Origin of the sequence: Bradyrhizobium sp. CCBAU 11386 (assembly GCF_028128955.1) — a bacterium.
GTDB lineage: Bacteria > Pseudomonadota > Alphaproteobacteria > Rhizobiales > Xanthobacteraceae > Bradyrhizobium.
Window position 1 is genome coordinate 46,370 of record NZ_LBKA01000230.1, and the last position, 19,127, is coordinate 65,496.

The 19,127-nt window shown below is 65.8% G+C and carries 20 protein-coding genes and 1 pseudogene; 16 read left to right on the forward strand and 5 right to left on the reverse strand.

Features of this window, described 5'->3' with window-relative positions:
- Positions 1–8: 8 nt before the first annotated feature.
- The 3 genes and pseudogenes from XI09_RS22255 to XI09_RS46230 all read right to left on the reverse strand — a co-directional run.
- Positions 9–473, reverse strand: a complete 465-nt coding sequence (locus XI09_RS22255) for a (2Fe-2S)-binding protein (RefSeq protein WP_271568755.1) — start codon at positions 471–473, stop codon at positions 9–11.
- A gap of 1,011 nt (positions 474–1,484) precedes the next feature.
- Complete coding sequence (locus XI09_RS22260) at positions 1,485–2,894, reverse strand: methyl-accepting chemotaxis protein (RefSeq protein WP_442869614.1); 1,410 nt, start codon at positions 2,892–2,894, stop codon at positions 1,485–1,487.
- Positions 2,895–3,650: 756 nt separating this feature from the next.
- Positions 3,651–4,547 (reverse strand): annotated as a pseudogene (locus tag XI09_RS46230) (methyl-accepting chemotaxis protein); the annotation flags it as partial.
- Positions 4,548–4,673: 126 nt separating this feature from the next.
- On the opposite strand from XI09_RS46230, the gene XI09_RS22270 reads away from it, so the two are divergent.
- The 9 genes from XI09_RS22270 to XI09_RS22310 all read left to right on the forward strand — a co-directional run bounded on the left by XI09_RS22270 (position 4,674) and on the right by XI09_RS22310 (position 11,336).
- Positions 4,674–5,420 (forward strand): YebC/PmpR family DNA-binding transcriptional regulator, encoded by a 747-nt coding sequence (locus XI09_RS22270; protein WP_092186776.1) that lies wholly within the window; start codon positions 4,674–4,676, stop codon positions 5,418–5,420.
- Positions 5,421–5,640: 220 nt separating this feature from the next.
- Positions 5,641–6,168 (forward strand): crossover junction endodeoxyribonuclease RuvC, encoded by a 528-nt coding sequence (ruvC, locus tag XI09_RS22275; RefSeq protein ID WP_027548336.1) that lies wholly within the window; start codon positions 5,641–5,643, stop codon positions 6,166–6,168.
- Complete coding sequence (gene ruvA, locus XI09_RS22280; protein ID WP_271568756.1) at positions 6,165–6,782, forward strand: Holliday junction branch migration protein RuvA; 618 nt, start codon at positions 6,165–6,167, stop codon at positions 6,780–6,782. The genes ruvC and ruvA overlap by 4 nt, the downstream gene beginning before the upstream one ends.
- A complete protein-coding gene (locus tag XI09_RS22285; RefSeq protein ID WP_271568757.1) occupies positions 6,779–7,231 on the forward strand; it encodes a hypothetical protein in 453 nt (150 codons plus the stop codon). The genes ruvA and XI09_RS22285 overlap by 4 nt, the downstream gene beginning before the upstream one ends.
- Positions 7,228–8,277 (forward strand): Holliday junction branch migration DNA helicase RuvB, encoded by a 1,050-nt coding sequence (gene ruvB, locus XI09_RS22290; protein ID WP_271568758.1) that lies wholly within the window; start codon positions 7,228–7,230, stop codon positions 8,275–8,277. Before XI09_RS22285 ends, ruvB begins: the two co-directional genes overlap by 4 nt.
- Before the next feature lie 93 nt (positions 8,278–8,370).
- Entirely contained in the window at positions 8,371–9,240 is an 870-nt protein-coding gene (locus XI09_RS22295; protein ID WP_271568759.1) for a DUF6869 domain-containing protein, read from the forward strand.
- Positions 9,241–9,346: 106 nt separating this feature from the next.
- Entirely contained in the window at positions 9,347–10,267 is a 921-nt protein-coding gene (locus XI09_RS22300) for a metallophosphoesterase (protein ID WP_271568760.1), read from the forward strand.
- A 117-nt stretch (positions 10,268–10,384) separates the two neighbouring features.
- Positions 10,385–10,789: a tol-pal system-associated acyl-CoA thioesterase gene (gene ybgC, locus XI09_RS22305; RefSeq protein WP_244550181.1), complete on the forward strand. Its 405-nt coding sequence runs from the start codon at positions 10,385–10,387 to the stop codon at positions 10,787–10,789.
- A 79-nt stretch (positions 10,790–10,868) separates the two neighbouring features.
- Positions 10,869–11,336: a nuclear transport factor 2 family protein gene (locus XI09_RS22310; RefSeq protein WP_271568761.1), complete on the forward strand. Its 468-nt coding sequence runs from the start codon at positions 10,869–10,871 to the stop codon at positions 11,334–11,336.
- 120 nt (positions 11,337–11,456) lie between these two features.
- Here the strand turns inward: XI09_RS22310 and XI09_RS22315 are convergent, their stop codons facing one another.
- Positions 11,457–12,176, reverse strand: a complete 720-nt coding sequence (locus tag XI09_RS22315) for a type 1 glutamine amidotransferase (RefSeq protein WP_271568762.1) — start codon at positions 12,174–12,176, stop codon at positions 11,457–11,459.
- A 29-nt stretch (positions 12,177–12,205) separates the two neighbouring features.
- Entirely contained in the window at positions 12,206–13,132 is a 927-nt protein-coding gene (locus XI09_RS22320; protein WP_271568763.1) for a LysR family transcriptional regulator, read from the reverse strand.
- A 151-nt stretch (positions 13,133–13,283) separates the two neighbouring features.
- Between XI09_RS22320 and XI09_RS22325 the strand changes: the two genes are divergently transcribed.
- The 7 genes from XI09_RS22325 to XI09_RS22355 all read left to right on the forward strand — a co-directional run bounded on the left by XI09_RS22325 (position 13,284) and on the right by XI09_RS22355 (position 19,120).
- Positions 13,284–14,240, forward strand: coding sequence for an N-carbamoyl-D-amino-acid hydrolase (locus XI09_RS22325; protein ID WP_271568764.1), 957 nt, complete (start codon positions 13,284–13,286; stop codon positions 14,238–14,240).
- Positions 14,241–14,309: 69 nt separating this feature from the next.
- Positions 14,310–15,137, forward strand: a complete 828-nt coding sequence (locus XI09_RS22330; RefSeq protein ID WP_271568765.1) for an ABC transporter substrate-binding protein — start codon at positions 14,310–14,312, stop codon at positions 15,135–15,137.
- Positions 15,134–15,991, forward strand: a complete 858-nt coding sequence (locus tag XI09_RS22335) for an amino acid ABC transporter permease (RefSeq protein ID WP_177234406.1) — start codon at positions 15,134–15,136, stop codon at positions 15,989–15,991. The genes XI09_RS22330 and XI09_RS22335 overlap by 4 nt, the downstream gene beginning before the upstream one ends.
- Positions 15,988–16,752: an amino acid ABC transporter ATP-binding protein gene (locus XI09_RS22340; protein WP_271568766.1), complete on the forward strand. Its 765-nt coding sequence runs from the start codon at positions 15,988–15,990 to the stop codon at positions 16,750–16,752. Before XI09_RS22335 ends, XI09_RS22340 begins: the two co-directional genes overlap by 4 nt.
- Before the next feature lie 16 nt (positions 16,753–16,768).
- The gene (locus XI09_RS22345) at positions 16,769–17,584 is read left to right on the forward strand and encodes an ABC transporter substrate-binding protein (RefSeq protein ID WP_271568767.1); all 816 of its coding nucleotides are present in this window, start codon (positions 16,769–16,771) and stop codon (positions 17,582–17,584) included.
- Complete coding sequence (locus tag XI09_RS22350) at positions 17,571–18,455, forward strand: polysaccharide deacetylase family protein (RefSeq protein WP_271568768.1); 885 nt, start codon at positions 17,571–17,573, stop codon at positions 18,453–18,455. The genes XI09_RS22345 and XI09_RS22350 overlap by 14 nt, the downstream gene beginning before the upstream one ends.
- Before the next feature lie 8 nt (positions 18,456–18,463).
- Complete coding sequence (locus tag XI09_RS22355) at positions 18,464–19,120, forward strand: aspartate/glutamate racemase family protein (protein WP_271568769.1); 657 nt, start codon at positions 18,464–18,466, stop codon at positions 19,118–19,120.
- The last annotated feature ends 7 nt before the right edge of the window (positions 19,121–19,127 follow it).

Here is a 19,127-nt window from a genome sequence, read left to right on the forward strand (position 1 = left end):
GGCGGACCTCACGACTGACGGCCGGAGGCGGCCTGCTTGATGGCCTCGCGGATGCGCACATAGGTGCCGCAGCGGCAGATGTTGCCGGCCATGGCGGCGTCGATGTCGGAATCGTCGGGGTTTGGCGTTGCCGCCAGCAGTGCCGCAGCCGACATGATCTGGCCGGACTGGCAGTAGCCGCACTGGATCACTTCGGCCTCTAACCAGGCCTTCTGCACCTTCGCGCCCGCAGGCGTGCTGCCGACGTGCTCGATCGTGGTGATGGAGCGGTTCTCGACCGCGCTCACCGGCAGCACGCAGGAGCGCACCGCCTTGCCGTCGACATGCACCGTGCAGGCGCCGCATTGCGCGATGCCGCAGCCGAACTTGGTGCCGGTCATCCCGAGGATGTCGCGCAGCACCCACAGCAGCGGCATGTCCGGTGGCGCGTCGAAGGATTTCGTTTCGCCGTTGATGGTGAGAACAGTTGCCATATGCATCCCCTTGCTCGACGATCGCTTGCGGCGATCAAGCCGGCGAAATTTCCGCGCGACCATAATCATAACGACGCGAAACGATGAAGCGTCGAAATTCCTGGCAATGCATATTTGCGCGGCTGAAGCGTCAGGCCATGACGTTCACGAATTTGTGCGGCGATCGCTGCAACGGTTTTGGGCTAATTGATATGATAAGCGTCATGTTTTGACGCATTTTCGTCGCGCGCCTCGACGGTCGCCGCAGACGATCGTGCGAACGCGCAAAACCATGCGATGACGAAATTCGTGCGATTGGGAAAATCGGGCGACGGCGAGCACGGTGCACGGGATCAATTGCAACGGCCGATTGCTGTGCTCTCCCCCCTTGTGGAGAGGGCAATCGCATATCAAGAAGCGCGGTGGATGGCTCGTCCGCAGCCCATCCTTCGAGACACCCGCCTACCGCGGGCCCTCAGGATGAGGGTGGAGTGCGCGGCAGCAATTTCAACGGTCGCCGATGCTGCTTAGCCTCATCCTGAGGGACCGCTGGAAGCGGTCGTCTCGAAGGACGAGGCGCTTGCTCAGGCGGCCGCCAAGAAGGCACCTGCGATAGCTCTATCTTGCTGGAGAGGACGGCGAGGAGAACATGCCATTTCGGAATAATAGCATTATGCCCCTGTTTTGCCCGACGGGTCAACGGTTCATCAGGCGCCTAAAGTGCGATGAGCTGAAGGCGGATCGAGTTCGGCCCGTTCCCTCCCCCTTGCGGGGGAGGGGCAGGGAGGGGGGTGCCACACGGGGACTCCCTCCGCCGCGCATCCGCCCTCGGTGCGTCATCAACAACGGGCACCTTTTGCTGGGCTACCCCCCTCCCTAGCCCTCCCCCGCAAGGGGGGAGGGAACGCACCTTCGTCGGGGCGCTGGATGAGTCTCTTCGCCAGGCGCGTAAGCCATTGATTCCACGCGCCCCGGCTACTGTGCATGGGGTTGTTTTTCAGGTTTTTGATTCAAGGGCCGTCGCGAGACCCGTCAGCCGTGCCGGAAGCCCATCCGGAACGCGCCCCAGTGCTTGCCGCGGACCATGATCGGCGAGGACAGGTCCTTCATCAGCACGAACTGCCCGCCGCCCATGTCGCGGCGATAGGTCTGGAGCAGGAACGGCTTGGTGCTGCCTGCGACCTTCTTCACCGCGCGATCGGTGAACAGGCGGCGGTTGTGGCAATTGGCGTTATTCCAGACTGGGTCCTTGCCCTGCGGCAGGCGGTAGTTCGGATTGTGGGTTGGCAGGTAGCCGCCCTTGGCCCAGGCGACGCAGAACACGATGCGCGGGTCGGACTTCTGGATCGGGTCCTGGATGGCGGGCAGCACGCGGTCGGTGAAGTCGACGTAGCTGGTGAGATACTGTTTTGGATCGGTGCCGGCAATTTCCCGGTACTTCTCGTCCATGAGCTGGTCGAGCGTGATCTCGCCGCGATCGATCGCGGCCTCGAACTCGGCCGAGATCCGCTTGGCGGTCTCGACGACCGCGCGGATCAGCGGCGCGTCCGACGTCTCCACGCCGCTGTCGGCGATCATCGCGATCAGGCCTTCGGAGGTGTCGAGCAGCTTTGTCACCCGCTGATCGGCGCTCTTGAGATCGCGCGAGGAGAGGTCGACGCCCTTGGCGAGCTCGTTGAGCTCGCTGATGACGGTGTCGCAATGGCCGAGATTGGAGGTCGCCGCGCGCGCGACGCTGTCGATCTCCGCTTCCACGGAGGCGAAACCCTGCTGGACGCGGGAGATGATGCTGGAGATCTGCTGGGCGCCTTCGCCGGCGGTCTTCGCGCGCTGCGAGGCGTCGCTGCTCTCGCCGATCAGGCCTTCGATCTGGCCGTCGAGATCGCGCACGGTGTCGGAGATCTGGTGCGTGGCCTGGCGGGTGGCTTCGGCGAGGTTCTTCACCTCGCTTGCGACCACCGCGAAGCCGCGGCCGGCATTGCCGGCCCGTGCTGCCTCGATGGTGGCGTTGAGAGCGAGCAGATTGGTCTGTTTCGCGATCGCCTCGATCGAGCCGGACACCTTGGCCACCTGCGCCAGCGCCGAGCCGACCGCGCTCAAGCGCGCCTCGATCCGCCCAACGGCCGCGACAAGCTCGGAGATGCGGTTGACGGCGGTATCGACCGCGCTGCGCGACTGCGCGATCTCGCCGACCGCAGCGGACGTCGTCGTTTGCACCGCCTGCGACGCATTGGCGATGTCGTGGTTGGCCGAAACCATCGTCTCGGCCATCTCCTGGAGATGATGGAACCGTTCCGACTGGTTCGCGACGCGGTTTGCGACTTCCTGGACGTTGCCGGCAATGTCGGCGAGCTCCACGCCGAGACCGCCGATGCGGTCGGCGAGCTGGTCGATCAATCGTTCGGCGAGCGCGGCCGCCAACCCCGCCGGATCGTTGAAAATGCGCCGGTTGCGGCTGTTGGCCGTGTTCCAGGCGACGTCGCCCGGCCGCTGTGGATGCGAATAGATCTTGTTGTGCACCGGCAGGAAGCCGTTGCGGTCGACCATGGCGCAGAACGCCATGCGCGGTTCCTTGGCGAGAAACGCTTCCTGGAACGGCGGCAGCGCGCGGTCGGCCCAGTCCAGATATCTGGTGCGGTATTGCTGCGGATTGGTGCCCGCAATCTCCACATAGTCGGTGTCGAACAGGTCGTCGATCCCAACCTCGCCGCGTGCAACCGCCCGCTCGAAGATCGCGGTCAGCGCGTTACCCGCTTCCATGGCGCGGGTGACGAACTCCGTGTTCTCCTCATGGATCGACCACAGCCGGTCTTCGATCTTCTCGCGGAGCTCGGCATTGGGATTGACGAAATGCGCGCGGGCTCCGGCCTTGGATTGCTCGACGACGCGCAGGCGGCAGGCGCCGACCTGTTCGAGGCTGCCTTCGATCATCGCTTGCGGTGCCAGCCGGCCTGCGTCCGCACCGCCGAGCAGCACGCCGTCCATCGCGATCTCATAGACCGGCATCACGGCGCGCGCGCTCTCGAACTTGAGATGGCAGGGCAGCCGCTCGGTCTTGCGGCGGTCGTCGTGCTCGCTCTGGCGCAGCAGCACCGCGCAGCGCGATTTCAGCTTCTGTGCGAAGGTGGTGACCGCCTTGCCGGCGCTGGCGACGTTCTCGCCGTGGGTCTCGGCCGCCTTGGTTGCAGCATCGATCTCGGCCGCGCTCTGGCCGACCGAGACGATGAACTCCGACGCGCTGGCGGCATTGCCGGAGACTTCGCTCGTGGTGGCGTTCTGCTCGGCGACCGCGCCATTGACGGTCTCGAAGACAGGGCGGATCGCCTCGATCGCCTGCGAAATGCGGTGCACGGCATCGGCCGAGCCGGCGGCGTCGCGCTGGAGCGCGTCGATCTTCTTGGTGATCTCTTCCGTCGCGCCCTGGGTCTGCACCGCGAGTGCCTTCACTTCGGTGGCGACGACCGCAAAACCCTTGCCCGCAGCGCCGGCGCGCGCGGCCTCGATGGTCGAGTTGAGCGCGAGCAGCGTCGTCTGCCGCGCGATCTGCGCGATCAGATTGACGACGTTGCCGATGGCGGCGGAGGATTCCCGCAAGCGGTCGACATTGGCGCGGGCTTCCTGCGCCGCGGCACTGGCCTCGTCGGCGAGCTTGCCGGCCGCGCGAACCTGCGCCCCGATGCCTTGGGCGGACTGGGTGAACTTGTCGGCGGCATGGGCGAAGGTGGATGCGGTCGACTGCGCGGCGTTGGTGCGGCCGGTCAGGGCGTCGGTGCGGTCGCGAATGGCCGCAAGCGTCACGGCGGTCGCTTCGGCGCCGCCGGCTACCGAATTGGCGGCGCGCTCGAGCTGGCGAATCATCGCGCCCAGCTCGAGTTCCAGCAGTTCCAGGATTTCCCTGGCAGAATCGCCCTCCGTGGCCGGGCCGGGCTCGGAATGGGCCGGCGGCTGTGCGGCCTGCGGGGCGGCCGCAGGCGCAGCCATGTCCGGCAGACGCTTCCGAAATAGTCCGAACGCCATCAGGTCTCTCTTGTCGGGGGACGGTCGGACGTTATTTTCGCAGCCCGGAATGAAGTCAGGGTTAACGATGCCTGACATCTAGGCGCGAGGCATTACTGTGTTACCTTAAAGTCGCAGAGCCTCTTTGATTTCGGTGGGTTGGCGGCCTATAAGGCCGCGCTTCCCACCCTCACCTTGGCTGACGATTCCTTTACGAGACCACGCATGGCCGGACATTCCCAATTCAAGAACATCATGCACCGCAAGGGGCGGCAGGATGCCCAGAAGTCGAAGCTGTTCGGCAAGCTGGCGCGGGAAATCACCGTCGCCGCCAAGCTGGGGACGCCCGACCCCGCCATGAACCCGCGCCTGCGCGCCGCCGTGATCGCCGCGCGCCAGGAGAACATGCCGAAGGACAATATCGAGCGCGCGATCAAGAAGGCGCTCGGCAGCGACGGCGAGAACTATGACGAGATCCGCTACGAGGGCTATGGTCCCGGCGGCGTCGCCGTCATCGTCGAGGCGCTGACCGACAACCGCAACCGCGCCGCCTCCGACATCCGCTCCTTCTTCACCAAGTCAGGCGGCAACCTCGGCGAAACCGGCTCGGTCTCCTTCATGTTCGATCGCACCGGCATCATCGAATACGACCGCAGCGTCGCCTCCGACGACGCCGTGCTCGATGCCGCGATCGAGGCCGGCGCCGACGACGTGATCTCGGGCGAAGGCGGCCACGAGATCTACGCCTCGACCGAAGGCTATCGCGACGTCGCCAAGGCGCTGGAAGCCAAGTTCGGCGAGCCGCGCAAGGCCGCGCTGATCTGGAAGCCGCAGAACACGGTCGCCGTGGACGACGAGACCGGCGAGAAGCTGCTCAAGCTGATGGACCTGCTCAACGAGCACGACGACGTCCAGCACGTCTACGCCAATTTCGAGGTGTCGGACGCGCTGATGGCGAAGATGGGCGGGTAGGGCTGCACTCTCCGCTGTCGTCGCCCGGCTTGACCGGGCGACCCAGTATTCCAGAGACGCCGGGAGGATACGGAGAGGCCGCGGCGTACTGGATACCCGCCTTCGCGGGTATGACATCGGAGAATGTGGCGGGCAGCACCCGCCTCATGCGCCCCACTTCCCCTGTTACTTTCGTTCTGTTTCTGTTTCGCTCCAAGCAGCCAGCCGCTATCACTGGCCCATGACTGCGCTCCCGATTCGTGGCCCCGTTCGCATCATCGGCATCGACCCCGGCCTGCGCCGTACCGGCTGGGGCGTGATCGAGGCCGAGGGCAATCGCCTGATCTATGTCGCCTGCGGCTCGGTGGAACCGCCGGACGACCTGCCACTGTCGAGCCGCCTGCTTGCGATCCATGAAGGGCTCGCGGCGGTCCTGTCCGATCACAAGCCGATGGAAGCGGCGGTCGAGCAGACCTTTGTCAACAAGGACGGCGTTGCGACGCTGAAGCTCGGCCAGGCCCGCGGCGTCGCCATGCTGGCGCCCGCAATGTTCGGCATCAGCGTCGCCGAATACGCGCCGAACCAGGTGAAGAAGACCGTGGTCGGTGCCGGCCATGCCGACAAGCAACAGATCGCGATGATGCTGAAGATATTGCTGCCGAAAGCCGAGCCGCCGTCAGCCGACGCCGCCGACGCGCTCGCCATCGCCATCACCCACGCCCATCACCGCCAGAGCACGGCGCTCAGGCTGAAGGTGGTGGGGATATGATTGGCAAGCTGAAGGGCCTGATCGATTCCTACGGCGAGGACTATGTCATCCTCGACGTCGGCGGCGTCGGCTACCAGGTGCATTGCTCGGCGCGCACGCTCCAGCATCTGCCCGCGCCGGGCGAGGCCGCCGTGCTGTCGATCGAGACCTATGTCCGCGAGGACCAGATCAAGCTGTTCGGCTTTCGCACCGACCAGGAGCGCGAATGGTTTCGCCTGCTCCAGACCGTGCAGGGCGTCGGCGCCAAGGTCGCGCTCGCCGTGCTCGGCACGCTGGCGCCGTCCGACCTCGCCAATGCGATTGCCCTGCGCGACAAGGCCGCGGTGGCGCGCACGCCCGGGGTCGGCCCCAAGGTCGCCGAGCGCATCGTCACCGAGTTGAAGGACAAGGCGCCCGCCTTTGCCAATGTCGATCCGGCGGTGGTGCATCTTGCCGGCGCCGTCGACGACCAGCGCGCGCCGCGGCCCGTCGCGGACGCGATCTCCGCGCTGGTCAATCTCGGCTACGGCCAGCCGCAGGCCGCCGCCGCGATTGCATCCGCATCGCGGAGTGCGGGCGAGAATGCCGAGACGGCGCAACTGATCCGGCTCGGGCTGAAGGAGCTCGCGAAGTGAGTTCTGGCCTATACGCCGAAGGATCAGGTAGGCCGGAGCTGGTGAATCTCGGACGCGCCTTCCTCGTTGTTTTCCTGATGACAGTGATCGCGGGTATTCTCGAAACAATCGCGTTTTCGGCTTCCGGATGTTTCCTCAGCCGAGTCGTTCGCTGTTTCTCGATCTCGCGCGACGCGATCGGAATTACGCTGCTTGGTTTGAAGATGTGGGCTTTGCCCGCTCTCATTGCCTCGGCGGTCATTGTCGGGATTGGACGACTCCGTGGGCGTGTGGCGTGGTGGAATGTCCTTCTTCTCGCGCCCGCCTTGTATTTCGTGCTTATGGTCTCGACGGCCAAGTCGCTCGATTTCGTCGGGGAGCCCGAGGTGTGGGTGCAGAGCGCGATCTTGGTCGTTAACGTCCAGCTGTCCCTGTGCGTCGGAAGATTGTTTGATAGGCTGGCCATATGACAACGCCCAACCGCATGGTCACGCCCGAGCGCCGCTCCGATGACGTCGGTGACACCGCGCTGCGCCCGCAATCGCTGTCCGACTTCGTCGGCCAGCAGCAGGCCCGCAAGAATCTCTCGATCTTCATCGAGGCGGCGCGCAAGCGCGGCGAGGCGCTGGATCACGTGCTGTTCGTCGGGCCCCCCGGCCTCGGCAAGACCACGCTCGCGCAGATCGTGGCCAAGGAGCTCGGCGTCGGCTTTCGCGCCACGTCGGGCCCAGTGATTGCCAAGGCCGGCGACCTCGCCGCCCTGCTGACCAATCTCGAAGAGCGCGACGTGCTCTTCATCGACGAGATCCATCGCCTGAGCCCTGCGGTGGAAGAAGTGCTCTATCCCGCGATGGAGGATTTTCAGCTCGACCTCATCATCGGCGAGGGCCCGGCGGCGCGCTCGGTGAAGATCGAGTTGTCGAAGTTCACTCTGGTCGGCGCCACCACGCGCGCGGGTCTTCTCACCAATCCCCTGCGCGACCGCTTCGGCATTCCGGTGCGGCTGAATTTCTACACCATCGAAGAGCTGGAAAGCATCGTCACTCGCGGCGCGCGCGTGCTCAATGTCGGCATGAGTGCGGATGGCGCCAACGAGATCGCGCGCCGCGCCCGCGGCACGCCGCGTATCGCCGGGCGCCTGCTCCGGCGCGTGCGCGACTTCGCTTCGGCTGCGAATGCCGACACGATCGATCGCAAGATCGCCGATCACGCACTCAGTGCGCTCGAGGTCGACGCCGCGGGCCTGGATGCCATGGACCGCCGCTATCTCACGACCATCGCGATGAACTATGGCGGCGGTCCCGTCGGTGTCGAGACGATGGCCGCAGCGCTCTCCGAGCCGCGCGATGCGATCGAGGACATCATCGAGCCCTATCTGATCCAGTGCGGCTATCTCCAGCGCACCCCGCGCGGCCGGCTGCTCACCTCGCACGCCTTCCGCCATCTCGGCCTCGCCGAACCCAATCGCGATGCGGCACAGTTCGGCCTGTTCGGCACCGACGAAAGCGACGACTGATCGCCGCAGTCGGTGAACCCACCGGTTCCATCCCGGCACTAATCCGAACGCGCGGCGAGCAGGATTGCCGCACACGGACTGGAGTGGGAAGGAATGGCGCCGACGGACGACACGAGGCTGCTCGAGACCATCGCGGCCGCGCCGCAGCTGCGCACGCCCGACGAGACCGAGGCGCTGCTGGATTCGATGCCGCTTGGCGAGCTGGCGTCGATGTGGTGCGCGCTTCAGCGCGTCAGCCGTCGCGACCAGGTCGGCAGCATCTGGGCCATCAAGATCTATTTCGACCATCTGCCGCATCGCAGGCCGCAAGCCGCCCTCGATCTCGTGCTCGATGTTCTCAAGACCGAGGCCGACAAGCCGACGGTGATGCAGCTCAACGACAAGTTCCTGCTGGCGCTATTCTATGCGCATGGCACGGAGGTGATGGCGCGTGTCGAGCAGGAAGCCGCGCACAATGACCGGCTGCGCTGGCTGCTGGGCGGCGTGCATGTCGGTCCCGACGATCCCTTGATGTCGCGCATTGCAGGCCTCGCCGATCGCGAGGCGTGGCATGCCGACCATCTGGCGCAGCGCACGCCGCGCGAGCCGCTCGATTGTGCCAACCTGTCGGTCGCCGAGCTTGCGCGCGCCTGGGTCGAGCAATATTCCAGATCCGAGCGCGACCAGGACGACAATCTGTTCGCGATCATGGATTTCGAGCGCGACCTGCGCGAGGACGATCCCGACAGGATGATCGACCTGATCCTGGAGATCCTCAAGATCGAGTCCAACCCGGTGCTGTTGTCGCTGCTGGCCGCCGGTCCCCTCGAAGACGTGATCAGCGTCGGGACGATCGATCGCATCGAGCGCGAGGCGCGCGCCGATGCACGTTTTCGCGATCTGCTCGGCGGTGTCTGGTACTACCGCGCGCCCGACGAATTGAAGGCGCGGCTGGATGCGCTGGTCGGCGAGAGCCGATGGTAGCCCTTGTGCAGACGGTCTGCACCGGGATGCAGACGGTCTGCACGAGCGTACCCCAATTCCGCTTCAATCGGACCGCATCAAGACGCCGTAGCAGAAGCGGACTTCTATGATCACGCGCCGTCATCTCATCCGTTCCTTCGGCGGCCTGTCCGCCCTCGGTGTCTCGACCGCCGCCTACGGCGTCGGTATCGAGCCGGTGCTGCGGCTCGGCGTCACCCGCTATCATCCGACCCCGCGGCAATGGCCGGCGGATCTGCCGCTCAAGATCGCCGTGATCGCCGACGTCCATGCCTGCGATCCCTGGATGTCGCTGGAGCGGATCGAGGCCATCGTCGACCGCACCAATGGATTGAATGCCGACCTCATCGTGCTGCTCGGCGACTATGTCGCCGGACTTCACCAGGTCACGCGCATCATTCCCGCGAACGAATGGGCCAGGGTGCTCGCGGGCCTGAAAGCGCCGCTCGGCGTCCATGCCGTCATGGGCAATCACGATTATTGGGTGGACAGGGTCGTGCAGCAGGCCGGGCATGGCCCGACGGTGGCGCATCGTGCGCTGGAGGCGGCCGGCATTCCGGTCTACGAGAACGACGCCGTGCGTCTCACCAAGGACGGTCGCCCGTTCTGGCTCGCCGGCCTCGGCGATCAGCTCGCCTTCCTGCCGGCGCGGCGCTTCCGGCGCACGGGGCGCTTCGGTGCCGACGATCTCACAGCGACGCTCGCCAAGGTCACGGACGACGCGCCGATCATCCTGCTCGCGCACGAGCCCAACATCGCCCCGCGCGTGCCCGCGCGCGTCGCGCTGCAACTGTCCGGCCACACCCATGGCGGCCAGGTCCGCCTGCTCGGCTGGTCGCCGGCCGTTCCGCGGCAGCACGGCCTCCGGCTCGCCTATGGTCATATCAGGCTGAAATGCGACGTCATCATCTCCGGCGGCCTCGGTTGCAGCATCATGCCGCTCCGTGTCGGCGTGCCGCCGGAGATCGTCGAGGTGACGCTGGGGAGGGCGGGGCCGGCGGTGGCGTAGCCTGCGCTTGCACGGCCGGCCGTTTTTGCGCAAAACGGGCCGGTAGCAAAAAAAAGCGAAGAGGCACGCGACGTGACTGCCCATCTTGACGGCGAGATCCGCGACGGCCGCCATCACATGCAGGTCCGCGTCTACTACGAGGACACGGATTTCTCCGGCATCGTCTATCACGCCAATTATCTGCGCTTCATGGAGCGTGGGCGCACCAATCATCTGCGGCTGATGGGCGCCGAGCAGCAGGCGCTGTTCGAGCAGCCCGCGACGGAGGACGCCGGCTTCGCCTTCGTGGTGCGCTCGATGCACCTCGATTTCCTCAAGCCCGCGCGGATGGACGACGTGCTCGACGTCGTGACCTGGCCGGTCGCGGTAAAGGGGGCCTCCATCATGCTCGCACAGGAGGTCCGGCGCGGCGAGGATGTGCTGGTCAAGGCCGAAGTGCGCGTCGCCTTCATCAGCGGCGGCCGTGCCCAGCCGATCCCGAAATCGATCCGCACGTTGATGAAGGCTGATCTGATTTCGTGATCGCCCGATAGCTGATGGCCACTCGACTCCGCCGGCTGCGGCGATAGATTTGCGGCCCCGACCAACCGATGAGGCCATCATGTCGCGCCCGCCGCTTCCGCCCTTCACGAAAGAGACCGCCGCGCAAAAGGCCCGCATGGCCGAGGACGCCTGGAATTCACGCGATCCAGTGCGCGTTTCGCTCGCCTACACCGAGGACAGCCGCTGGCGCAATCGCTCGGAAGTCTTCCAGGGCCGCGAGGCCATCGTCGCCTTCCTCACCCGCAAATGGGAGAAGGAGCACGACTACCGCCTGATCAAGGACCTCTGGGCCTTCGACGGCAACCGCATCGCCGTGCGCTTCCAGTACGAATGGCACGATGCGAGCGGCCAATGGTATCGCTCCTACGGCAACGAGCAGTGGGAGTTCGACGAGCACGGCCTGATGAAGCGGCGCGAGGCGTCGATCAACGACATCATGATTGCCGAGAAGGACCGCCGGTTTCACTGGCCCGCGCCGGGTCCGCGGCCGGCGGATGTGGCGGGGCTTGGGACTGACCCGTTCTGAGCCGCGCAAGCAACTCTCAATCCTCATGGTGAGGAGCCGCGAAGCGGCGTCTCGAACCATGCAGGCCCTGCTGCCGCATCCGGGCCTTCATCCTTCGAGACGCGCGCGAGAGCGCGCTCCTCAGGATGAGGGGAGAGACTTGCGCGCCAGAAACCTCGTAATCGCCCCACCGAGCTTCGCGCTGTCCAGCGGCTGCGCCAGCGACGTCCGTGCCGTGGCGACGACATCCTCCGGCACCTTGCCGTCGCGCAGTTCGCAGCACACTTCGGCGAACTCCACGTCGAACTCCGGATGCGGCTGCACGGTCAGCGTCGCGCCGTTGGCGTAGAGCAGGCCGGCATGCGGGGTGAACTCGGACGAGAGGATCGTCAGTGCGTCGTTCGGCGGCTCGATCACCTGGTCCTGATGCGAGGCGGCGATGGCGACCGCTTCGCCTTCGACGACGCCGTTCTCCGGCAGCACCTGATAGACATGCCGGCCGATGCCCCAGCCCTTCTCGGACTTGCGCACGGTGCCGCCGAGCGCCTGCGCAATCAGTTGATGGCCGAAGCAGACGCCGACCATCGGCGTCTTGCTGGCGTAGGCTTTACGGACAAAGTCCTCGAGCGGCGCGATCCAGTCGAGCCCGTCATAGACGCCGGCGGCCGCGCCGGTGATCAGCACGGCTTCGAGCTTGCCTGGATCGGGAAGCGCGTCACCGTTCGGGATGCTGACCACGTCGACCGTGGCTGTCGGATCCTCGGCGCGGACCATGCGCTCGAACATGTCGGGAAACGAGCCGTGGCGCTCGCGATATTTTTGCGGGACTTGTCCCGTCTCGATGATGGTGATGCGTGCCATGTGCCCCCCAAGGTAAAAGGTTGCGAAGCTCAGTCGCCTTCTGCCCCATGTTGCTGGTGTGGCGCTGTGCTTTCCAGCAGCGCGCTCTCCTTCCGCACCTCGTTGAGAAAGGCCTTGGCGAGGCGTGACAGCGGCTCGGCTTCCGACCACAGCATGTAGGCGACCGCGTGGGTCGTCGGCGTGAACGGCCGGACGACGAGGCCATTGCCGCCGTTCTGCCGCGGCGAGAACGGATCGACCACCGCGGCACCGACGCCGGCGGCGGCGAGCACGCAGGCGGTGTTGCAGTAGCGCACCTCGACCGTCGGCTGGAATGGCGCACTGGCACGCGCAAAACTGTCGCGCACGGCCTCGCCAAGCCGCGTGCCGCGCTCGAGCCCGATGAAGGGCAGGCCGGACAGATCCGCCGCCGAGATCACGGGCCTGTCGGCGAGCGGATGCTGCGGCGGCAGCACGCACACCATCTCGCCGGTGTGCACCACCTCATGCGCGATGCCGGGATGATGCGTCAGCCCGAGCGCGAAGCCGAGTTCGGCGACACGGCTGAGCACACCCTCGATGATGCCCTCGTAGCGCCGCACGTCGAAGAAGACGCGCGTCTCCGGGCGGCGGCGCAGGAAGCTGGATAGCGCGGACGGGATGATGCTGTAGGCAAGCGGCGGCGTTGCCACGATCGCAAGATGTCCGGACCGATTCTCGCGCAGATCGCGCACGCGGTCCTCGAGTTTTGCGTGCAGCGCGAAGATCGCCTCGCTCTCCTTGTAGAGCGCCATCGCTTCGGCAGTCGGAAACAGCCGGTTGTTGACGCGCTCGAACAGCGCAAAGCCCGCCTGCGCCTCCATCGTCTTCAGCGCGTTGCTGACCGCGGGCTGCGACAGTGCCAGTTCGTCCGCCGCCGCGACCGTGGTGCGGTGGCGGATGACGGCGCGCAGGATCTCGAGCTGACGCAGGTTCATATCACTGCCGGTTATACTCAGGGCCAAAAGATCATAACAGAACGAATTGATTTTGCAGCCCCGCTTCCGCGTAATGGCAGCGGATTTGCACGTCGCATCAAAGGGTTCATTCGCCCATTGAGGCAGCACTGCGCACAGATTGGAGGCAATCTTGGTTCGTGTCCTTCGCGCCGCCGCAGCCCAGATGGGCCCGACGCAAAAAGCCGATACGCGTGAGCACACGCTCTCGCGCATGCTTGCGCTGCTGGAGGAGGCCGCCGGCCGTGGCGCCAGCCTCGTGGTGTTTCCGGAGCTTGCCTTCACCACCTTCTTTCCGCGCTGGCTGCTCGAAGGCGAGGTGCTCGACCATTATTTCGAGCGCGGCATGCCGAACCCGGCCGTGGCGAAGCTGTTCGACCGTGCGCGTGCACTGCGCGTCGGCTTCTATGTCGGCTATGCCGAGCTGACGCCGGACGGCCGCCGCTACAATTGCGCCGTCCTGGTCGATCGCGACGGCGAGATTCTCGGCCGCTATCGCAAGGTGCATCTGCCGGGCTCGGTCGAGCCGCGCCCGGGCGCGCGCTACCAGCAGCTCGAGAAGCGCTATTTCGAATATGGCGATCTCGGCTTTCCCGCCTTCCGCGCCGGCTCGGCCTGGGCCCACGCCATCATGGGCATGATGATCTGCAACGATCGCCGCTGGCCGGAATCCTGGCGCGTGCTCGGTCTGCAGGGCGTCGAGCTTGTCTGCATCGGCTACAATTCGGCCGCCTACGATCCGAATGGGGGCACCACCGAGGACGGCGCCTTGCGCACCTTCCACTCGACACTGGTGACGCAGGCCAATGCCTACATGAACGCGACCTGGGCGATCTCGGTGGCCAAGGCGGGCGAGGAGGACGGCTCCGGGCTGATCGGCGGCTCCTGTATCGTCGATCCCAACGGCCGCATCGTCGCGCAGGCGCAGACGCTCGCGGACGAGGTGATCGTCGCCGACATCGATCTCGACCTCTGCCGCCAGGGCAAGGACAAGATGTTCAATTTCGCCGCCCACCGGCGGCCCGAGCAATACAGGGTGATCACCGAACGCGCCGGCGTCATCGAGCCGGCCGTTCTCGACGCCGACTGAACAGGTGGCACGGCGCTGGCAGGCGTCGTCAAAAGGGAAAGATCGGCAAAGGAAAAGATTGGAGCTGACATGACACGCCTCTCGCTTTCTCTCGGCCTTGCCGCACTGGCCGCAATCGCCTCCGCGCAAGCCGCCGAACTGCCGGCGGAGATCAAGCAGGCGGGCGCGCTGAAGCTCACGGTCAACTCGACCTACGCGCCGATGGAATATCGCGATCCCGCGACCAACGAGCTCGTCGGGCTCGACATCGATCTCGCCAACGAGCTCGCCAAGCGGCTCGGCGGCCTCAAGATCGTCTGGAGCGAGACGCCATTTGCCGAGTTGATCCCTTCCTTGCAGACCAAGCGCGCCGATTTCATCATCAGCGGCATCTCGGACCGCGCCTCGCGGCGCGAGACCGCCGATTTCGTCGATTATCTCGCGACCGGCCCGCAGTTCTTCGTGATGGCGGAGAGCGAGGCGAAGGCCGCGACCGATCTCTGCGGCAAGAAGGTCGGGACGACGCGCAGCACAAGCTTCCCGGTCGAGATCGAGAAGTGGAGCAAGCAGAACTGCGAGGCGGCCGGCAAGCCGGCGATTCAGTACGTGCCGGGCGAGAACTCGATCGACGTGCGCAACCAGCTCAAGCAGGGCCGCATCGACGCCGCCGTGCAGGGCAGCGAGACGCTGCCTTATGCGCAGACACAAGAGCCCGGCAAATACCGAATTGTCGGCGAGGCCTTCGCTAGGGGATATCAGGGCATCATGTTCCGCAAGGACGATGCGGCCCTGCGCGAGGTGGTAACCGAGAAGCTCACCGCAATGATCGCCGATGGCGCCTACAAGGCCATTCTCGACAAATGGGGCCTTGGCGCGAATGCGGTCGCCCAGCCCATGCTGAACGCGGCGCCGCAATGAGGCCGGCGCCGGCACTCGCGGAGGGTTTCCCTGATCTGTCGGGGATGCGAGTCGCGCGCGAGCCGCACTGGTTCCGCTGGTTCAGCGCCGCCTTGATCGTCCTCGTGCTGGCGGCGATTGCGCGCGCCTTTGCGAACGGCCAGATCGAATGGTCTTATGTCAGCCGCTTCCTGACTGTGAAGGTCATCCTCGAAGGCATCGTCAACACCATGGTGATGGCGGTGCTGGCGATGGCGCTCGGCATCGTGCTCGGCATCGTCGTGGCGATCATGCGGCTGTCGCCCAATCCGGTGCTGAAGACGGTGGCCGCCGGCTACACCTGGCTGTTCCGCGGCACCCCGCTGATCCTGCAACTGCTGCTGTGGTTCAACCTCGCGCTGGTGTTTCCGACCATTGGCATTCCCGGCCTGTGGAGCGCGCGTGCCGTCGATGTCATGACGCCGTTCCTCGCCGCGCTGCTCGGGCTCGGCATCAACCAGGGCGCCTACACCTCCGAAGTGATGCGCGCCGGCATGCTGTCGGTCGATATCGGGCAATATGAGGCGGCGCAGGCGATCGGCATGGGGCGGCTGCGCGCGTTGCGGCGGATCGTGCTGCCGCAGGCGATGCGCGTGGTGATCCCGCCGCTCGGCAACGAGTTCATCGGCATGGTGAAGGCGACCTCGCTCGCGAGCGTCATCCAGTATCCGGAACTGCTGCACAACGCCGAAAATATCTACTACGCCAATTCCCGCGTCATCGAGCTGCTGATCGTCGCCGGGCTCTGGTACCTGCTCGTGGTCTCGATCCTGACCCCGCTCCAGATGCTGCTTGAACGCCGTTTTGCACGCGGCACATTGCGGCTTGCGCGATGACAAAACCTCTCGTCGCGATCCGCTCCGTCAGCAAGAATTTTGGAGAGTTCCAGGCTCTCAAAAGTGTCTCGCTCGACGTCTGGCCCGGCGAGGTGATGTGCCTGATCGGCGCTTCCGGCTCGGGCAAGACAACGCTGCTTCGCTGCATCAACCAGCTCGCCGCGATCGACAGTGGCGGCATCTGGCTCGATGGCGAGCTCCTGGGCGTGCGCGAGCAGGGCGGACGGCTCCGTCGTCTCAGCGAGCGCGAGATCGGGCGGCAGCGGCTGAAGACCGGCATGGTGTTCCAGCGCTTCAATTTGTTTCCGCACAAGACCGCGCTCGAGAACATCACCGAAGGCCCGACGCAGGTTCAGGGCCGCAAGCCCGACGAGGTGCGAGCCGAGGCGCTCGAGCTGCTCCGGCGCGTCGGACTTGCGGCCAAGGCGAACGCGTATCCCGCGCAGCTCTCCGGCGGCCAGCAGCAGCGGGTGGCGATTGCGCGGGCGCTCGCCATGAAGCCGATGCTGATGCTGTTCGACGAGCCGACCAGCGCGCTCGATCCCGAGCTCGTCGGCGAGGTGCTCGCGGTCATGAAGGAGCTGGCGAAGAGCGGCATGACCATGATGGTGGTGACGCATGAGCTCGGCTTCGCGCGCGAGGTCGCCGACCGCGTCGTCTACATGGACCAGGGCGCGATCGTCGAGCAAGGGCGCGCCTCCGACGTGTTGGGTGCGCCGCGCGAGGCGCGCACCAAGGCATTTCTTTCAGCTGTGATCTGACATTGGGGGTGTGGTGATGAAGAGGCTTTTGGTTGCGGCGGCGTTCTTGGGCGCCATGAGCGCATCGGTGATGGCGATCGAGCTGCCGGCGGAGATCGCCAAGCGCGGCAGCCTCAAGGTGGCGCTGGTGCCGAACTATCCGCCGATGGAGTTCCGCGATCCCGCCAACAATGCGCTGTCCGGCTTCGACATCGAGCTCGGCGAGGCGATCGGCCGCAAGCTCGGCGTCAAGATCGAATGGACCGAGACCAGCTTCGCCGAATTCATGCCGTCGATCGCGACCGGGCGGGTGGATGCCATCTTGTCCGGCTTCACCGACTATGCGAGCCGGCATGAGATCGCGTCCTTCGTCGATTATTTGCGCAGCGGTCCAAAATTCTTCGTACAGCAGTCCCGCGCGTCCGAGTTCAAGGACATGGCTGCGCTATGCGGCAAGAAGGTCGGCGCCAGCCGCCGGACCATGTTTCCGGCCGAGATCGACAAGTGGAGCCAGAAGAACTGCGGCAGCAATCCGATCCAGTTCGTCGGCACCGACGGCTCGGCAGATGCGCGCACACAGCTCAGGCAGGGCCGTATCGACGCCGCCGTGCAGGGCAACGAGACGCTGCCCTACCTGATGGACCTCGAGCCGGGCACCTATACGCCGGTCGGCGATCCGTTCGCTACGCAGTTCACGGGCATCGCCCTGCCGGTCAAGGAAAAGGCACTTCAGCAGGCCATTCTCGAGGCCGTCGATGCGCTGATCGCCGACGGCACGTATCGTACCCTGCTTGCCAAGTGGAAACTGAACGACAACGGATTAGAGAAGGCGACCATCAATGCTGGACAGTAAGGCACTCAAGAGCATTCCGCTCGTTCCGGCCAACACCGCCGATCCCGCACCGGACTATCCCTGGCCCAAGCCGTACAATTCGGCGATGTTCCTGTCGTTCGACGTGGACGCGGAGAGCGCCTGGACCAGCAAGGACGCCGTGCACGCGCAGCGGCTCATCACCATGAGCTATGGCGGCTACGAGGCCCGCGTCGGCACGCCGAAACTTCTGGAGCTGCTCGACCAGCTCGATCTCAAGGCGACCTTCTTCGTGACAGGGTGGTCGGTCGATGCGCATCCGGCAATGGCCGAATCCATCCTTAGGGCCGGCCACGAGATCGGCCATCATGGCTATCATCATCTCTTGCCAGATCCCGGCGATCCCTGGATCGAGGAGGAGCTGGAGCGCGGTTTCGAGGCGCTGAAGCGCCGCCTCGGCGTCAAGCCGACCGGCTATCGTGCGCCCTATGGCGAATTCACCGAGGAGCTGCGCGTCGCGCTGGTGCGGCACGGCATCGTCTACACCTCCTCGTTCCGCGACGACGTCAGGCCCTACCGCCATCGTCTCGCCGACGGCAAGCCCGGCACCATCGAGCTGCCGGTCACCGCGAGCTATGACGACTGGATGCACGGCCTCTCCGCGCGCTTCAGCCCGCGCTCGATCTTTCCTAGGGAGCATGTGCTCTCGCTTTGGAAGGACGAGCTGGACGAAGTGCGCGACTGGGGCGCGATGGTGACGACGGTGTTGCATCCGCAATGCAGCGGCCGTCCGATGCGGCTGCGCCTGCTGCGCGAGTTCCTGACTTACGCAAAATCCTGCCCGGACGTCTGGATCACCACCGGCGAGAAGATCGCGGCCAACTTCCTGCGCCACGAGGCCGGCAACCGTTGAGCCAAGCCATGACCCGCCGCCGCATCCTCGTCATCAACCCCAACTCCTCGGCGTCGGTGACGGCGGCGATCGACGACGCGGTCGCGCCGCTGCGCATCTCCGGCGGGCCTGATATCGAGGTGGTCGGCCTTGCCGAGGGGCCGCCCGGCATCAGCTCGCAGCGCGATGCCGACAGCGTGGTCATGCCGCTGGTCAATCGCGTCACGCGCGACGATGCGGATGCCTTCGTGCTCGCGTGCTTCAGTGATCCCGGCCTGCACGCGGTGCGCGAGGCGGCGGGCAGCCGTCCGGTGCTGGGCATCGCCGAATGCGGCATCTTTCGCGCGCTGATGCTCGGCGAGCGTTTTGGCGTCATCGCGCTGTCGCCGTCGAGCATCCGCCGCCAGCAACGCATGGCGCGGGTGATGGGCGTCGACAGCCGCTATGCCGGAAGCTGGTCGGTCGGCGCGAGCGCGGCGGAGACGGCAGGCGCCGACATTCGCGGACGCTTGATCGAAGCGGGCCGCGCGCTGGTCACGCAGTGCCGCGCCGACGTCGTGGTGATGGGCTGCGCCGGCATGGCCTCGCATCGCGCGGCGATTGCCGAGGCAATTGGTGTGCCCGTGGTCGAACCGGCGCAGCAGGCGGTCGCCGCCGCGATCGGTGCGGTCTTGTTGAATACGTAAGATCCGT

What these genes read in the sequence shown, in the direction of transcription:
- XI09_RS22255 (WP_271568755.1), bottom strand. Translation starts at nt 473, where the DNA reads ATGGCAACTGTTCTCACCATCAACGGCGAAACGAAATCCTTCGACGCG.
- XI09_RS22270 (WP_092186776.1), top strand. Translation starts at nt 4,674, where the DNA reads ATGGCCGGACATTCCCAATTCAAGAACATCATGCACCGCAAGGGGCGG.
- ruvC (WP_027548336.1), top strand. Translation starts at nt 5,641, where the DNA reads ATGACTGCGCTCCCGATTCGTGGCCCCGTTCGCATCATCGGCATCGAC.
- ruvA (WP_271568756.1), top strand. Translation starts at nt 6,165, where the DNA reads ATGATTGGCAAGCTGAAGGGCCTGATCGATTCCTACGGCGAGGACTAT.
- ruvB (WP_271568758.1), top strand. Translation starts at nt 7,228, where the DNA reads ATGACAACGCCCAACCGCATGGTCACGCCCGAGCGCCGCTCCGATGAC.
- XI09_RS22295 (WP_271568759.1), top strand. Translation starts at nt 8,371, where the DNA reads ATGGCGCCGACGGACGACACGAGGCTGCTCGAGACCATCGCGGCCGCG.
- XI09_RS22300 (WP_271568760.1), top strand. Translation starts at nt 9,347, where the DNA reads ATGATCACGCGCCGTCATCTCATCCGTTCCTTCGGCGGCCTGTCCGCC.
- ybgC (WP_244550181.1), top strand. Translation starts at nt 10,385, where the DNA reads ATGCAGGTCCGCGTCTACTACGAGGACACGGATTTCTCCGGCATCGTC.
- XI09_RS22310 (WP_271568761.1), top strand. Translation starts at nt 10,869, where the DNA reads ATGTCGCGCCCGCCGCTTCCGCCCTTCACGAAAGAGACCGCCGCGCAA.
- XI09_RS22315 (WP_271568762.1), bottom strand. Translation starts at nt 12,176, where the DNA reads ATGGCACGCATCACCATCATCGAGACGGGACAAGTCCCGCAAAAATAT.
- XI09_RS22320 (WP_271568763.1), bottom strand. Translation starts at nt 13,132, where the DNA reads ATGAACCTGCGTCAGCTCGAGATCCTGCGCGCCGTCATCCGCCACCGC.
- XI09_RS22330 (WP_271568765.1), top strand. Translation starts at nt 14,310, where the DNA reads ATGACACGCCTCTCGCTTTCTCTCGGCCTTGCCGCACTGGCCGCAATC.
- XI09_RS22335 (WP_177234406.1), top strand. Translation starts at nt 15,134, where the DNA reads ATGAGGCCGGCGCCGGCACTCGCGGAGGGTTTCCCTGATCTGTCGGGG.
- XI09_RS22340 (WP_271568766.1), top strand. Translation starts at nt 15,988, where the DNA reads ATGACAAAACCTCTCGTCGCGATCCGCTCCGTCAGCAAGAATTTTGGA.
- XI09_RS22345 (WP_271568767.1), top strand. Translation starts at nt 16,769, where the DNA reads ATGAAGAGGCTTTTGGTTGCGGCGGCGTTCTTGGGCGCCATGAGCGCA.
- XI09_RS22350 (WP_271568768.1), top strand. Translation starts at nt 17,571, where the DNA reads ATGCTGGACAGTAAGGCACTCAAGAGCATTCCGCTCGTTCCGGCCAAC.
- XI09_RS22355 (WP_271568769.1), top strand. Translation starts at nt 18,464, where the DNA reads ATGACCCGCCGCCGCATCCTCGTCATCAACCCCAACTCCTCGGCGTCG.